Origin of the sequence: Paenibacillus massiliensis 2301065 = DSM 16942 (assembly GCF_000377505.1) — a bacterium.
GTDB classification, from domain to species: domain Bacteria; phylum Bacillota; class Bacilli; order Paenibacillales; family Paenibacillaceae; genus Paenibacillus; species Paenibacillus massiliensis.
Genome location: NZ_KB898190.1, coordinates 89,500 through 105,542, shown reverse-complemented (window position 1 = coordinate 105,542; position 16,043 = coordinate 89,500). Strand labels below are relative to the sequence as shown.

Genomic DNA, 16,043 nt, shown 5'->3' with positions numbered 1-16,043 from the left:
TTCACCGCGCTTTGGTTCCATAATTGCCCAGTGTTACTTCCACCACATACAGTTCTTGGCGTGGGAATGCCCCTTTCAATAAGATGGTTGCTTATTTGTACATGCTCCCATTTTTGTAGATCAGCGATATGAATTCTCGACCTACCCCTGTATCTTTTACGGGTAGGGCACCTCTTTCAATGAAACTTGTAACAGTTGAGATACTACAAATCCAATTTCTCTGCTGCTTCTTGAACGGTCAGAATTTATGAGAGTGTGCTCATATGTTTTTCCTCCTAGAGAATTTTTGACATAATATTAACGTTATTACGTCTCGCCCTCCCTATCGAAATAAGTACAAAAGTAGTTGCGAAATGTTAAACATAAGAGGATGCCCTCCAGAATCTGTCGAAATTAGTAAAGTGTCCAACATAAATGGCTCGGGGGTTTAGAATGTCTAAAATAAATCAAATTCAAGATAGAATTCATGAATTAAGTGGGGATGTTTTTCAGAAGGTTGCCGACGCTTATCTGCACAGGAAAGGTTATAGCAATTTAAATCCGTTAGGATCAGTCATAGGTGCTGATAAAGTTAGAAAAGGTACACCTGACTCATTATGCACACTTCCCAATGGAAAATATGCTTTCTTTGAGTACACAACACACAAATCAAAAGAATTATATAAGAAAATTATTGAAGATTTAGAGAAGTGTTTTGATGAAGGTAAAACTGGTATTGCTGTCGATCTAATCGATGAGGTTGTTTATTGTCATACGTCTTTACTTTCGACAAAAGAAGAGAAAGGTATAAGAGAGCTATGCCAAGAGAAAGGCGTTAATATTAATATTTTTGGAATAGGCCCCCTTTCTTTTGACTTATATCAAAAGTATCCAGGTATTGCAAGAGATCTTTTAGGCATTGAAGTTGACACTGGCCAAGTCATTACAATTGAAGATTTTGTTTCAGCCTATAATAAAAGTGCAGTGGCAACTCCGTTAGACACTCAATTCCACTTTAGAGAAGAAGAAGTAAGTACCATAGTAAATGCACTGGAAACTACAGATTTAGTAGTGATTTCTGGACGATCAGGTGTAGGGAAATCAAGAATGGCTCTAGAGTGTTGCCATAAATATAAACAACTTCATTCAAATTACGAAATAAAGTGCATTTTTAACAGAGGGGTCAGTATTTTTGAGGATTTAGCTATTCACTTTTCTGACTCCAAGCCCTTTTTAATCTTTGTTGATGATGCTAATAGGTTAAACCAACTTGATTATGTACTCCAATGGATACACAAACAGGAATTCGGTCGAAAAATAAAAATTATAGCTACTGTGAGGGACTATGCAATAGAGAAGATTCGAAATATTGCTCGTCAGTACGGTGGAGGATTTGAATTAGAAATTAATCCGTTGAATGAAGAGCAGATTAGTAATTTAATCGAAGAAGAGTTCGAGATAAAGAACGATCATTACTTAAAAAGAATCTCTGAGATATCCAAGGGAAATCCACGGCTTGCTATTATGGCTGCAAAGGTAGCAAAAAGGGAAAATAACCTTCAGAGTATTAGAGATGTAACTATGATTTATGAGGAATATTATGAGTCAATAAAAAAGGATATTGAGGCATTAGATGATGTAAACATAAAGAAAGCCGCTGGGATAGTTTCTTTTTTTCGTACTATAGATTTCTCAAATAACGATCAAATGATCTCTATCGAGGAAGCATTTTCAATTTCCAGGTACGAATTTTGGGAAGCCGTAAAAAAATTACATGATATTGAAGTGTTTGATATGTACGAAAACGAAGCAGTACGGGTTTCAGATCAAGTTTTGGCTACATATCTATTCTATTTGACAGTTTTTAAAGAGGGCATAATCGATTTTTCAGTCTTACTAAACAACTTCTTTCCGAACAGAAAACAGTTAATAATTGATGCTATCAACCCAGTGCTAAATTCCTTAAATACCGAAGATATTATGGAGGAAATGAGTTCTCATGTTAAGAATGCATTGGCTATTGCAAAAGAAAACGGTGACGAGGAAACAACTATTGAACTTTATAGCGTATTTTGGTTTATAGATCGAACATCCACACTTTTATATGTGAGAGACAGTATGAAGGGGCTAGAGTCTGAGGAGTTCGATTATAAGGACTTCCAAATAAAAAAGAACAATAACATACCTAAACCAACACTTCTTAGTATATTGAGTGCTTTTGTTTCGTCGGAAAAAGATAATTTCAAAATAGCAAATGAACTTCTTTTATCAATTTTCGATAAGCGCCCAAGTCTAGCCTACCATGTCTACACGATATTAACGGAGACGTTCGGTTTTGATGTAGAGTCCCATTTATTCAAATATGAGCACCAACACATTGTAATTGATGTATTGTGGAACAGAATTCAAAAAAATAAAAATAATGATGCTTTAATAAAATTATTCGTTAAAGTTGCAGATAACCACCTTAAAACAAAATTCGAAAGTATGGGCTACCAAGGGAAAACGGTACTAATTAGGACTTTCGAGTTATACAATTCAGACTCTCTAATTCAATTAAGAACAAAAATATGGAATTATGTATTTGAGTTATACAAAGATAAGGAACTACGTAGCGAAGTACTTGAATTGATTTATAACTATAGTTCATCACGTTTAAACGTATGTACTACAGAAATAATACAAAGTGATTACAGCGTCCTTTTCCCATTTATCGTGAATTCTTTTGATAAAGAAAGCTATTTGGAATGTAGCATTTTACAAGAATATTTGGATTTGTTAAAGGATCATAAAATTGAGTTCGATATAATGACGCAGGAGAAATTTAAAAATGAAACATATACTCTATCCGAGTTGTTATTTTGGGAACCAGAAGAGTTAGATGGGGAGGAGTTTGACTACATTAGAAGAACAGAGATGAGAAAAATAAAAATTAGAGAATTTTTTAGAGAATATACCCAGGTCGATTATCTAACCTTCTTTAAGCAATGTATAGATATTAAAACGAGCGGATTTCTTGGTGATCGAGATGAGTATAGGTTTCACGAAAGTATATTTGAGGTTTTCGGTGCATTATTAGATCGAGACCCTACACTGGGGAAAACGGTCTTTAATGAATACCTTAATCTAAACGATCCGTTATCCATAAATTCTTTTTCCTTTTTAGCAGTATTCACTTCAAGAGTGGAAGATTATAAATCACTGTCCAGAATTATTAGAAATTCGCATGTTAACTCGATAAATAAATGGATATATGCATACTTGTTCTATTTACCGAAAGATAATATCACGGAAGAAGATGCTGATGTATTACTCACTCTTTACAAAGAAGCTAGTCCTGAGCATATGCCATATCAAACAGATTATCTTTTGAAATATTTGGACAAGAGAGAAAAATTGATTACTACTGTTGTTAAAATACTTTTGGAACGGACCAATGTTAACAAACAATTTGCTGGGGCATTGGAGATGATCTTTAATCCTCATACAGAAATCAATAAGAATCTTATACTTCTGTTTAAGGATGATATTGACGTTTTGAAACAGGCTTATTTAGTGGTACTTGAGTGTAGTAATCATTATGTTGATTACAAAGGTTCAAACCTGGATAAAATTCTTGAATTAGACTCTAGATTTATGCTTGAATTTATAAAAAGGTACGAGGATTTGAAGAATCGACATTATCATGTTAACAATGATTATGCTTGTATTTGGTTGCATGAAGAATATGATGAAATCATGGAAGAAGTAGTACTCTCTATACTTGAATATAAAAAAAATGGATATTCATATAGAGAACCTCTATTAAAAGATATTTTCTTACATAACAGAAAGGAAAATGTCTTAGTTATAGAAAGGCAAGATAAATTTTTGAAGAAGATCATTACCATGATGAATTCAAACATAGAACTAATGAGAATGATTTTCCATATTATTTCACACTTCTCTACGGAAAGGAAATTGTCCTTACTTCAAGATTTTTTAATATATAATCAAGATTATAGTCATTTCAGAAAACTACCGCTTGAGGAAAGCCTAAGAAGTTGGTCGGGAAGTGAGGTGCCTATTCTGCAAGAAAGAATAGCTTATTTTGAATTGGTATTAGGACTTTTGAATTCTGTTGACTTACTTGAACATAAACATGAAATAGAAGGTCGCATAAGTTATTTGCGGGATAGAATAGAGCAAGAAAAGAAGAGGGATTTTCTGGACGATTGAGTTCAACGGAATCAGCAGAAATGCCTGTAGTTTTATATGAACGTAGTGGGTTACAAAGCTCTTAATTGGCTTCCAAGCCGCGATGTATTGTAGTGTTTTATTTGAACGTAGTGGGTGTATGGGAATCTCTAAAGAATTTGCTTGCTACCTTTATACAAGCAAAGCTCATAACTTCAGTAATATAGATGATTATTTCTAAATAAATATTGATACTGCAAAATGATACGTGTCCACGTACCACATTCATCTACTCCTTATGTTAACCTCTCCTTAACAAAGGAGTGGTCACATGACAAGTACCAACAGCGAAGACCTCGCTTTACAGTACGCACAACTCGTCCAACGTGAAGACGATTACGTCGACCAACTGGTCACGTGTAACAAACTCATCATGGACGCTATGAACATCATCGCGAAGCGAGCGGGCGTGCTGCACATGGACACAGTTACACAGGCTGCGTATCACCTCCATGCCGTGGAGCAGGATCTGAATCGGAAGTTATTTGAGGTCCGACTGGAGAAGAGCATCCTAGCGAACCGAATGAGCCAGTCTACATAAATCCTTTAAATCAGGGACAGCACAGGATCACTTTAGGGTGTTCCTGGACTGTCCTTTTACCATTCCCGTTAATATCTCAATTATCAGAAATTATTGCCATTCTCATAAGTATCCCCATTCTCATAAATACCCCCACTGTCGGAAATGTCCAGAACTGCTGACGCAAATGTTCATTTTCAAGCCATAATCTTCATGTAATAATGAGAATCAATATCAATTAAGGTTGAGATAGAAAAAGGGGAGTGTCCATTTCATGTTTAGCTTATTTCATAGAGGACTTCGGAGGCGCTCCGGGTTCATGATGTTTACGGCTTGTCTGCTTGTGCTGGTTGTATTGGCTGGATGCGGACAAAGTGGCGGCAACACCGCAAGCTCGGGCAGTGGTGAAGCTGCATCCTCCAACGCTCAGTCGGGCTCGACCGCAGCGGGACAGGAGGGCTCTTCCGCAGCTGCTGGTGAGGAGCGTACTGTTCAGCATGCCATGGGCGAGACGGTGATCAAGGGAACGCCACAGAAGGTCGTTACCTTGTTCCAGGGAGCTACTGATGCTTCATTGGCGCTGGACGTCAAGCCTGTAGGTGCCGTAGAGGCATGGATTGAGAAGCCATGGTATAACTATATCCGTGAACGGATGGATGGGGTCGTGGATCTGGGCTCCGAGAACCAGCCGAATCTGGAGGAGATCGCTGCACTCAAGCCAGATGTCATTATTGGCTCCAAGACCCGTCATGAAGAAATCTATAACCAGCTCAGTGCCATTGCGCCGACGGTGATGACGGAGGAAGTGCATATCTGGAAGGATTCGCTAGCGTTGACGGCGGATGCACTGAACAAGAAGACTGAAGAGCAGGCCTTTCTAGATCGCTGGGCAAGCGAAGTTGCCGACTTTAAGGAAAAAATGGGTGACAAGCTGAACCAGCAGGTGGGAATTGTTGATTTCCGTGCGGATCATGCACGTATTGTCCATACAGGCTTCTCGGCGCTGGTCCTGGATGAGCTGGGCTTCACACGTCCTGACGTTCAGAAGAGCGAGGAGTGGGGAGTGAAGCTGGTATCGAAGGAGAACATCCCGCAAATGGATGCAGACATCATTTTCGATCAGACGAGCACAGATCGCGATGATGGACGCCTCGACTTGCGCAAGGAGTGGACAGAGCATCCACTTTGGAAGAATATCAAGGCCGTGCAAGCCAATCGTGTCTATCAGGTGGATACAGCCGTCTGGAACAGTGGCTCAGGTCCATTGGCGGCCGAAGAGATGCTTAAGGATCTTAAGGAATTCTACGAACTGGACTAATGAGCGGCAGGGCAGCGGCAAGTGCCGAGAGGTGTGTATCGGTGCGCCGCTGTTGCTCCGTATAGCGGCGGCCGATATGGCTTGCCGCTTCTGTCTTTTTTGCATTGACCCTGGATGTTTGTGCACCATGATATGAGGGAGGATCATCGTGAAGCCACTTTTGCAACGTAACCGTAGCAAGCTGATCGGCCTTGTGGCCGCGCTGTTGCTGCTTGCTGTCGCTTTTATCGGCAGCATCGCACTCGGAACGACACCCATTGCCCCGTCTACAACGCTGGAAGCGCTCGTCAGCTACAATCCGGCCAACAATGAGCAATTGATCATCATGACTACGCGTGTACCACGGGCTGCGTTCGCCTTGGCTGTTGGTGCAGCGCTGGCGATTGCCGGGGCACTCATGCAAGCCCTTACTCGTAACCCGCTGGCTTCACCGGGGCTGTTCGGGATCAATGCCGGTGCCGTACTGGCGGTGGTGCTGTCGCTCACAATTCTGCCGTTGTCCTCGCTGTCACAACTCGTGTGGGCAGCCTTCGTAGGCGCTGCGATTGCCGCTCTGCTAGTCTATGTACTTGGTTCATTAGGGGGCGGAGGCCTGTCACCGCTTCGGCTAGTGCTGGCTGGTTCCGCGCTCACCGCTTTGTTCGGCGCCATGACTCAGGGCTTGCTCGTGCTGGACGAATCAGGCTTGCAAAATGTACTGTTCTGGCTGGCAGGCTCGGTGGCAGGCAAGGAGCTGCCGCTGCTACAGCAGGTGCTTCCTTATATGATTACAGGTGGAATCGCGGCTCTGGGGCTCGGTTACCCGCTAACTGTGCTCAGCTCTGGTGAGGATGTAGCCAAAGGTCTTGGTCAGCGTACCCTGCTCGTCAAAGTCATTGCTGCCGCTGCAGTCGTATTGCTGGCTGGCAGTGCAGTAGCAGTGGCTGGAGCCATCGGCTTCGTTGGACTGGTTATGCCACATTTTGCCCGCTATCTGGCCGGAACCGATTATCGCTGGGTCATTCCATACAGTGCCGTGCTTGGCGGAATTCTGCTGCTTGCTGCGGATATTGTCGCCCGCTTCCCAGTGCAGCCGGGAGAGCTACCGCTTGGAGTCGTGACTGGACTAATTGGTATGCCGTTCTTCATTTATATTGCCCGTACTGGATTTCGGGGGAAGGAGGCCGCAGGATGAGTCGTCTTGTTCCAATTCGTAGTCGTCAAGAGCGTATATCCCTTCTGGCTGATCGAAGAATTGCTCTGACATTGCTGGTATTGATGCTTCTTCTCATGGTGTCATTCGTGCTGGGAGCGTCTCTCGGTAGTAAGTGGGAGTCACCGTGGCAGGTGCTGCTTACGCTTGTCGGCCAGGGGGGAGATTCAGCTTTTGTGATTGGTACGCTTCGTCTACCTCGGCTTGTGCTGGCGATGTTGGCCGGAGCGGGTCTCAGTGTGGCAGGGGCAATCCTGCAGGGAGTAATTCGTAATCCGCTGGCTTCCCCGGATGTGCTCGGGATGACAGGGGGAGCATCGGTCGCTGCCGTTGCCTTTATTGCTTTCTTCGGAGGGGAGCTCAGCATTCGCTGGCTACCGCTTGCCGCCATGCTCGGTGCTGCTCTCGTGTCTGGTTTGATCTATGCCCTTGCCTGGAAGGATGGCGTCTCACCGATTCGCCTCGTATTAATCGGCATTGGTATCTCAGCGGGTACAAGTTCTCTGACCATGCTCATGCTGTCGTTCAGCTCGATCACCACAGCGAGCCGTGCTTACATCTGGCTGACTGGCAGCGTATATGGAGCCTCCTGGGAGCAGGTGCTGACGCTGCTGCCGTGGACGCTGATATTTATACCGCTGGCAATGATCTGCGCACGACATCTGAATGTGCATGAACTGGGCGAGCAGGTGGCTGCTGGCGTAGGCGCAGCTGTACAGCGTCAGCGCCTGGGCCTGCTCCTGATTACTGTGGCATTGGCAGGATCGGCCGTTGCCTTGGTGGGAGCTGTCGGCTTCATCGGCCTGCTTGGGCCACATATTGCGCGCAGACTTGTCGGACCATCTTATGGCGGGTTGCTACCTGCCGCAGCGTTAGTCGGAGCATTGCTATTCTTGCTGGCGGACACCGCAGGACGGACACTCTTTCAGCCGCTGGATATTCCAGCGGGCGTATTCACCGCCGCAATCGGAGCTCCATTCTTCATCATGCTGCTGCTTCGTCATCGACGTCATTAATCAGGATAGGGAGTGAAATGCCATGCAACAGACAGATGGACTCGACATTCGTGACTTAACGATCTCCTACGGAGGAGATCCGGTCATTGAAGGGCTGGATTTAGAGCTATTGGCCGGAAAAATAACGGTATTCGTCGGTAGCAACGGCTGCGGCAAATCAACGCTATTGCGTACAGTGGCACGTTTGCTGCGGCCACAGCAAGGTAGTGTGCTCTTGGATGGCAAGGATCTGCTGCAAATGCCAACGAAGGAGGTAGCCCGTAAGCTTGCTATTCTCCCACAAGGGCCGACCGCTCCTGAGGGACTCACGGTGCTGCAGCTGGCACGCCAGGGACGCTATCCCCATCAGAGCTGGCTGAAGCAATGGAGTCGTGAGGATGAACGAGTCGTTCGTGAAGCGCTGGAGAAGACAGGAATGAGTGTCTATGCGGAGCGTACGGTAGACTCCCTGTCTGGTGGACAGCGACAGCGGGCCTGGATTGCTATGACACTCGCACAGGATACAGATTGGTTGTTACTGGATGAGCCGACGACCTACCTTGATCTGGCGCATCAGATTGAAATTCTGGACTTGTTGTTTGAGCTAAATGAACGGGAAGGGCGTACTGTGGTGATGGTGCTGCACGATCTGAATCTGGCCTGCCGCTACGCACACCACATTGTGGCTGTTCATGACAAGTCGGTATGGACCGAGGGGCCACCAGAGGTCGTTTTGACGAAGGACATGGTTCAGGCTGTCTTCGGTCTAAGCTGTCAGATCGACACAGACCCTATTTTTGGTACCCCCCTTGTCATTCCGCACGGTAAAGGCAGGAGATTGGTGCAACGCTCGAAGAAGAACGTTCAGTATGTATAAGTGAGTAATATATGTGATGGGAAATATGAGATGAGTGAATAATGATTAAAGATAAATTATTAGATATAAATTATTAGAGAAAATCATTAGAGATTAGAGATTTATAACCGTATTATATTTGAGTCGTAGTAGAGGGCCGTTACAGATGGCAGTGTAAGAGAGTAGCCATAGACACAGTGATAGTCATTGATAGAACTATTAGTAGCAATAAAACTAGAACTAGCAATAGAACTAGCAATAGAACTAGCATCCTGACCGGATCTGGTTTCAGGTTTTAATGTTCTGAAGAGCGTAGCGGTCCTACTCCCATTTGATTTTCGAAATAGTCCACAATCTACCTCAGCAGGATTCAGAAGAATCCCTGAGGTTTTTTTTCGTTCCATAGCTTCAACTAAGGTCCATACCAACGGCAACGAGTGGAATATATTAAATAGTATAACTCCTTGTGACTTATGCTTTTGCAAGGATCGAAGAATTTCACCCAAGGGATGGGTTCGTATCGTGACATTTGCTCAGGAAGGTGAGCGGTTGTTCGGGAAAGGAAGGGCTTCGTTTGAAGATTTTGCTTGTAACCTACTGGCCATACCCCCATACAGGCGGAGTGACGACACATTTGCAGGGCATGTCCTCACGGCTAGAAGATTTAGGTCATGAGGTGGAGGTACTCGCTCAGCATCCAAATCTCTCTCATTATTACTTGGTAAAAGAAGGACGACTGATCCCAAAGCAGCCGCTTCTGGATCAAGCTGAGGCAGCCATTATGGCACGCATGCAGCAGGAACAGATCACCCTGACAAGCTGGCTACTGCGAAAGGAGATCGAGAAGGCAGCTTTTGGCCTGGCCTGTATCCAGGCGAAGCTGGGGCAATATGACATCATTCATGCTCATGATATTTATGCCTCTGCAGTTTGTGCCAAGCATAAGCCTGCGCGTACCCCATTAATCTCCTCCATTCATGGCTGTCTGGCTACGGAGTGGGTAGTAAATGGAGAGATTCGCTACCGGACTGCTCAAGAACGCGCGTATCTTGTCTGTGAGGAGTACAGTGGGGTGATGTCTGCTGAGCGCTTGATTGTCCCCAGCCTCTGGCTGACTCGCAGAATGCAAGGTTTGGGTGTTTACCATCCCAACACAACACATATTCCATATGGCCTGGATCAGAAGCTTTATGCCCACAGCATGTCCTTGCCTCTATTAGAGGCTGTACCTGTACAGGCTCAGGGGAAGGATAAGCTTGTCATTGCTTGTCCTGCGAGGCTGGTTGCCATTAAGGGACATGTATATCTGCTGAAGGCGCTTGCGAAGCTCCGTGATTCGGGTCGTCCATTCGTCTGCTGGATCATTGGCGATGGTATGCTCAGGAAGACACTGGAGGAGCAGATTGCGACTCTTGGTCTGGAAGCTTCGGTGTATTTACTCGGTAAGCGTAAGGATATTCCACAGCTATTGTCCCGTGCAGATATCGTGGTGCTTCCGTCGCTGCAGGACAATCTTCCGTATTCCATTATCGAGGCCCAGAGTGCTGGTAAGCCTGTAGTGGCTTCTGGTGTAGGCGGTATCGTGGAAATGATTCGTGATGGGGGAGATGGCTTCCTGGTCGAACCAGCCAATGCCGACATGCTGTATCAGAAGCTTGCCCTACTGATCGACGACCCTGCGCTGAGACACCGTCAATCACAGCAAGCATTAGCCAAGCGGGGCGAGTGGGATGAAGCTGTGATGACGAGGCGAATGTTGAACATATACACGGAGGCACATACAGCTGCCCACCTTGCTAATGCTGGGGTTACTGCTATTAATGATTCTGGTATGGATCAGAGTACCGATCCCGTTGGAAATATTCATTCCAACAAGCATACAACCAGCAATCCGAGCATTCCGATTTTAACAACAACCACAACGAACACCACCGAGATGGATGATATAACATGCTCACATCCCTGGGGGTCTTTAGAATTCATAATGCCCGAAGAGTCGGATCAGAGGAGCATATTCCTGGCAGGTGGCGCACCTGAAGCATTAGCCCGTGAGCTATCTGACATATCAGGCGTTGTAACAGCTACGACAACAGCACAGCCGATCCCAGATGCAGGTCTTCATTTGCTCGATTGTGCAGGGATGGTGTTGTACAACGCGAGAAGCGGGCATGATGGAGCATTTCAACTAAGTGATGTTCAGCCTGGAAGCTATGAGCTTGTATGTGTGAAGGAAGGTTACAAGCCTTATACGCAGAAGATCACTTTGCATACATCCAGCGAACTCAGGATTACAGCTGTACTTGGAGAGGTGGAGAATGAATGAGTGAGCAGCAGCCCTTTTATCTATGGAAGACAGTAGAGGGAGAAGGGGAGCATGACCGATTCGGCAGCCGTATTCTAGCGGGAGATATTAACGGGGACGGACAGGAAGAATGGATCATTGCAGCCAGTACGGCTACTTATGTAGAGGATAAAAATGGAGTGAACCCTATCCCGTATCCTTTTAGCGGCAGAGTATACGTCTACACCCGTGATATGGAGCTCCTGTATACATTGGAGGGAAATAACAACGGGGATTGCTTCGGAGCAGCTCTTGCGCTTGGAGATCTCAATGGTGATGGCGTTCCTGAGATTGTTGTAGCCTCTCCACGAGCAAGTAGTCTCACCTGCGTAGAGTGCGGAGAGATCCGTGTCTTCTCTGGCGTGTCGGGAGAATTGCTATATCGCTGGCAAGGGATGGAGGATTACGCTCGTCTGGGATCTCAACTGGCCATTCTGGACTGGGATGGAGACGGGATACCGGAGGTAGCTGTGTCCTCCCATCAGACAGACATGTATGGCACGGAGCAAGATGGAATGGTTACCGTCTATAAGCAGGATGGAAAGCAAATTTTGGCTCGCTTCATGGGAAATGCCCGAGAGGGACTGGGTCTATCACTGGCGGCAGGTGACGTCAATGGTGATGGCCGAGATGAGCTGATCATCGGTGCTCCTCATTATCATGCAGATGGGATGACACGCAGTGGGAGAGTGATGATCTGCGCACCGAACGGCGTGCTGGGCGAATGGAGAGGGAGCCGTGCCTATGATGAAGGTGGGAGTCGTGTTGCCGTACAGGATGTGGACGGAGACGGAATACCAGATATCCTGATAGGCTCACCAAATGCCAGTCGCAAATACCAGCGTGGAGGACTCGTCACCGTCTATTCTGTTGCGCTACAGCGGGAGCTTCTGCAGAAGGAAGGGACATTTGCATCCCAGCAGCTCGGAACCTTCGTTGGCAGTGGACTGAGCGGACAGAAGCAATGGCTTATTGGCTCCAGAGCAGGCTTTACCTACGTACTGGATTCTTTGGGACAGGTGCTGCATGAACTGGAGGGTGCCGAGCATGAATTATTCGGTCATTCCCTGTGCGTATTAGATGCTGGAATGGGCCGTAGACGGCTTGCGATCGGCGCGTTGTCGGGCTTGAATCGTCAGCATTGGATGGCGGGCTGTGTGTATATTTTCAATCAAGAAGGGAACGCTCAGGATGCTACTAGCTCTGTAAAATCCAGTAACTTATCCCATTCCCCCGAAACTAGAGAATCGAGCCAATCAGCTCCAACAACTCCAACAACTCCATCAGTGGAATTCACCAATTCCAACGATTCCAGCGAACCAACGGGATTAACATGCTCAACCGAAACAGCCCTTCCAACGGAATTAGCTGCATCGAGTGCATCAAGTGCATCAAGTGAGTCAACGGCAAACGCATTTAACAAAACTAACGAAACTAATGCATCAACCACACCAACCACTTCTAGTGCATCTAATGAACTCATCCAAACTACTGAATCCTCGTCCTTCCATTCGTTTGATCAGATCGACTCTGTGAAGCAATCGGAAACACCAGCCAAGGTTCCTGACCGAACTATGCCGTCACCCACAATAGTTGATTCCACCTCCAGCACGCATCTATCATCAGCTCTCGCAGCCAAAGGTCATCCCACCTACGTTAGACCTTTGCGCATTCTGATCGTCACCTATTGGTATCTTCCGCACGTGGGAGGCGTAGACGTCTATGTGCGCCTGCTCAAAAAAGAGCTGGAGCAGCAAGGGCATACAGTCGATGTGCTGGCCCACCACCCGGATATGGCGCACTATTACCTGACAGATGGTAGCCAAGTAGAGGACAAATGGCCGATCAAGGAAGTGGTATACGAGAGACTGATGCCCCTGTATCAAAAATATCTCCCTCATATTCAGCCCTGGGTCCGTTACCGTGAAATTGAGCGCTATTGCTTCGAGCTGGCAGCCTCCTTGTTCAATCTGAAGCAATATGATCTCATTCATACGCAGGATATTATCTCAACCCGAGCTCTATCACGAGTCAAGCCAGCCTCTACCGCACTTGTATCTACGATTCATGGGCTGCTGGCCAAGGAGCACGTCTATGCCGGGGACATTACAAGCAAGGAAAGCCTGGCCTGGAAGTACGTTGCAGATGAAGAGTACTATGGCTGTACTTCGGCAGATGCTACGATCGTTCCCACCGAATGGCTGGTTCGTGAAATGGGACAGTTCGCGGTGCCACCGGAGTCGCTGTGTGTTCTTCCTTATGGAATGGACATTGCTGGCTTCCTGAAGCGTACAAAAGAGGTGCCTGTCCTGACGCAAGCTGAATTCCAGCAGGGAGTACCCATCATCAGCTGTCCGGCCAGACTCGTACCAGTGAAGGGTCATCGGGTGCTGCTGGGGGCACTGCGTCTGCTGGCCGCTAAGCACAAGCTTCCGTGGCGCTGCTGGTTAATCGGCGATGGCGTGCTGCGAGAGGAGATCAGCGCCATGATTGCGGAATACCAATTACAGGAGCGGGTAGTGCTGCTTGGTGACCGGAGCGACGTGCCTGCCCTACTGCGTCAGTCAGATCTGATGGTGCTGCCATCCTTGCAGGATAATCTTCCATTCTCAATTATGGAGGCACAGCTGGCGGGAACAGCCATTGTTGCATCGGATACCGGAGGAATACCGGAGATGATTAAGCATGGTGTAACCGGTCATATTGTAGAGACGGGAAATGAACGTCAGTTGGCAGCAGCGCTTCAGTTACTGTTAACCGGACACGAATACAGGCAGCAATTAGCGGAACAGGCCCGAATTTGGGCAGAGAAGCATTGGTCATCGACTACGCTAATGAAGCGTACACTGCAGGTCTATCAGGCTGCCATAGATTCGGTGAAAGGAGCTGCACAAGAGTGACTAGAATTCCTATATTTAATATCACGACCCGCCCTGTCCTTCCCGAAGAGAGGCAGCAGCAACTAGCAGAGCTTCTGGAAGCGACTTGTCTATTCCCTGACCCTGCTTTTCTGAAGACATTGGACCCACATGAGCTGTGTGGCGAGGAGAGAAGGTTCAACATGGAGGGATTCCGAGAGCTGGAGCAGCGAAGTGGCACGGTTGATCTTTGGACTCGGCTGCAGCAAAATCTGCCTGCACAATATACCATCCCTGACATCCCTTTTTTGCGAAGGCAGCTGGAGATCGACTGACGGGTCATGGAGCAGGGCAGGAGAAATGAATTCAGACACATTCGACAGTGTAGCCTCGACTAGAGTTCGTTCACAGGTCCAAAGTTATTTTGGCAGCGATGTTCACGGCACCATTTTGGTTACATCCATCACGAGGCTTAATGTGTCCCCACAAGCAGACAGGAAAGTGTAGAAGGGAGGAAGCATGCAGTGAAAGTTCTGTTTGTTTTTTATATCCCGAGCGGGGGAATGGAGACGTTGAACCGCCAGCGCTGCACTGCACTTCGCAAGCGTGGGATTATGGCCGAATGCCTATATTATGAACCGGGAGCCGGGTTACAAAATCCCGTGGACTTCCCGGTTCACGTCACTCGGGATGATGAGCAGACGCGGCGAATTCTGCAGGAGGGTCAGTATGACGTTATCGTCGTGACAACGGATCATAGCAGCTTTGAACGGTTCAGAAGCCTCGGATTCCAAGGCAAGCTTGTGCTTGAAATTCAGGGCTACGGTCCGATGGAGGTAGCACGTGCAGAGCTAGCCAAGGCTATGCCCATTGTTCAGGCCCATGCATCTGCCTTGTTGAATCCTAATACACCCCATATCGCAAAACTCTTCAACGAGCTGTATCCGACCATTCCGAAGTTTCACATGAACAATTGCTTTGATACAACAAGCTTCACCTATTATTCGGCATCGAAGCCTGATGCTCCGATTGTTGCCTGGATCGGGCGCATCGAGGACAACAAAAATTGGAGAGAGTTCCTGTACATCGGGTATCGACTGATACAGGAGTACCCCCAGCTACGTCTATGGATGTTCGAGGATGCGAGTCTGTCTGTGCCCACAGAACGTGAGCAATTCGAGCAGCTGGTGTTGGGACTGGGGCTGGGACCTCGTCTGGAGATCCGCTCCAATATACCGAATGTCCAGATGGCTTATTATTATTCGCAGATAGGCGATTCTGGCGGACTGTTATGCTCCACCTCCAAGGTAGAGGGCGCCCCGTTATCAATACTGGAGGCATTGAGCTGCAGATGCCCTGTACTGGCCTCGAACTCAGATGGTGTGACGGCTTCGGTTATCCATAATGTCACTGGCAAGCGTTACATGCTCGGAGATATTGAGCAGGCTGTGCGTGGTGCCAAGGAGCTGATGAATGATCCGAAACATAGGGACGGTATTCGTGATGCTGGGCTCAAGCATCTGCAGCAAGAATTCAGCGCTGAGAAATATTGTATAGAATTTATGAAGATGCTCCATGCAATTGGGTAGAAAGACACGATCCAGTACGGAGGGAAAGAGAAATTCACATTCATCCCTATCGAACGCTTCAAGCTCGGCGATTATGATCTATCATTAGGCGGCATCTGCGATGCTGCTTTTTTGCTTTTAAAATTAAGGGATTTCTTTGAAAACAAAAGTGTTTTCCTC

At 46.7% G+C, this 16,043-nt stretch carries 10 protein-coding genes; all 10 read left to right on the top strand.

The window, feature by feature from the left end; all coding sequences use genetic code 11:
- The first annotated feature begins 432 nt into the window (after nucleotides 1-432).
- The 10 genes from D328_RS0113170 to D328_RS0113125 all read left to right on the top strand — a co-directional run bounded on the left by D328_RS0113170 (nucleotide 433) and on the right by D328_RS0113125 (nucleotide 15,884).
- Nucleotides 433-4,197 carry an nSTAND3 domain-containing NTPase gene (locus D328_RS0113170; RefSeq protein WP_018885488.1) on the top strand — a complete coding sequence of 1,255 codons (3,765 nt, stop codon included), beginning with the start codon at nucleotides 433-435 and terminating at the stop codon, nucleotides 4,195-4,197.
- Nucleotides 4,198-4,486: 289 nt separating this feature from the next.
- Nucleotides 4,487-4,756, top strand: coding sequence for a hypothetical protein (locus D328_RS0113165; RefSeq protein WP_018885487.1), 270 nt, complete (start codon nucleotides 4,487-4,489; stop codon nucleotides 4,754-4,756).
- A gap of 298 nt (nucleotides 4,757-5,054) precedes the next feature.
- On the top strand, nucleotides 5,055-6,053 hold the full coding sequence (locus D328_RS0113160) for an ABC transporter substrate-binding protein (RefSeq protein WP_018885486.1): 999 nt from the start codon (nucleotides 5,055-5,057) through the stop codon (nucleotides 6,051-6,053).
- A gap of 148 nt (nucleotides 6,054-6,201) precedes the next feature.
- Entirely contained in the window at nucleotides 6,202-7,227 is a 1,026-nt protein-coding gene (locus D328_RS0113155) for a FecCD family ABC transporter permease (protein ID WP_018885485.1), read from the top strand.
- Nucleotides 7,224-8,261, top strand: a complete 1,038-nt coding sequence (locus D328_RS0113150; protein ID WP_018885484.1) for a FecCD family ABC transporter permease — start codon at nucleotides 7,224-7,226, stop codon at nucleotides 8,259-8,261. The genes D328_RS0113155 and D328_RS0113150 overlap by 4 nt, the downstream gene beginning before the upstream one ends.
- 22 nt (nucleotides 8,262-8,283) lie before the next feature.
- Nucleotides 8,284-9,117 carry an ABC transporter ATP-binding protein gene (locus D328_RS0113145; protein WP_018885483.1) on the top strand — a complete coding sequence of 278 codons (834 nt, stop codon included), beginning with the start codon at nucleotides 8,284-8,286 and terminating at the stop codon, nucleotides 9,115-9,117.
- A 553-nt stretch (nucleotides 9,118-9,670) separates the two neighbouring features.
- The gene (locus D328_RS30290; RefSeq protein WP_018885482.1) at nucleotides 9,671-11,419 is read left to right on the top strand and encodes a glycosyltransferase; all 1,749 of its coding nucleotides are present in this window, start codon (nucleotides 9,671-9,673) and stop codon (nucleotides 11,417-11,419) included.
- Nucleotides 11,416-14,337: a glycosyltransferase gene (locus D328_RS30680; RefSeq protein ID WP_018885481.1), complete on the top strand. Its 2,922-nt coding sequence runs from the start codon at nucleotides 11,416-11,418 to the stop codon at nucleotides 14,335-14,337. Before D328_RS30290 ends, D328_RS30680 begins: the two co-directional genes overlap by 4 nt.
- Complete coding sequence (locus D328_RS0113130; RefSeq protein ID WP_018885480.1) at nucleotides 14,334-14,630, top strand: hypothetical protein; 297 nt, start codon at nucleotides 14,334-14,336, stop codon at nucleotides 14,628-14,630. Before D328_RS30680 ends, D328_RS0113130 begins: the two co-directional genes overlap by 4 nt.
- A gap of 189 nt (nucleotides 14,631-14,819) precedes the next feature.
- Nucleotides 14,820-15,884, top strand: coding sequence for a glycosyltransferase family 4 protein (locus D328_RS0113125; protein WP_018885479.1), 1,065 nt, complete (start codon nucleotides 14,820-14,822; stop codon nucleotides 15,882-15,884).
- Nucleotides 15,885-16,043: the final 159 nt, after the last annotated feature.

Bases quoted from the DNA above. Each gene is read 5' to 3' on its own strand.
- D328_RS0113170 (WP_018885488.1), top strand. From the start codon at position 433: ATGTCTAAAATAAATCAAATTCAAGATAGAATTCATGAATTAAGTGGG.
- D328_RS0113150 (WP_018885484.1), top strand. From the start codon at position 7,224: ATGAGTCGTCTTGTTCCAATTCGTAGTCGTCAAGAGCGTATATCCCTT.
- D328_RS0113145 (WP_018885483.1), top strand. From the start codon at position 8,284: ATGCAACAGACAGATGGACTCGACATTCGTGACTTAACGATCTCCTAC.
- D328_RS30680 (WP_018885481.1), top strand. From the start codon at position 11,416: ATGAGTGAGCAGCAGCCCTTTTATCTATGGAAGACAGTAGAGGGAGAA.
- D328_RS0113165 (WP_018885487.1), top strand. From the start codon at position 4,487: ATGACAAGTACCAACAGCGAAGACCTCGCTTTACAGTACGCACAACTC.
- D328_RS0113160 (WP_018885486.1), top strand. From the start codon at position 5,055: ATGATGTTTACGGCTTGTCTGCTTGTGCTGGTTGTATTGGCTGGATGC.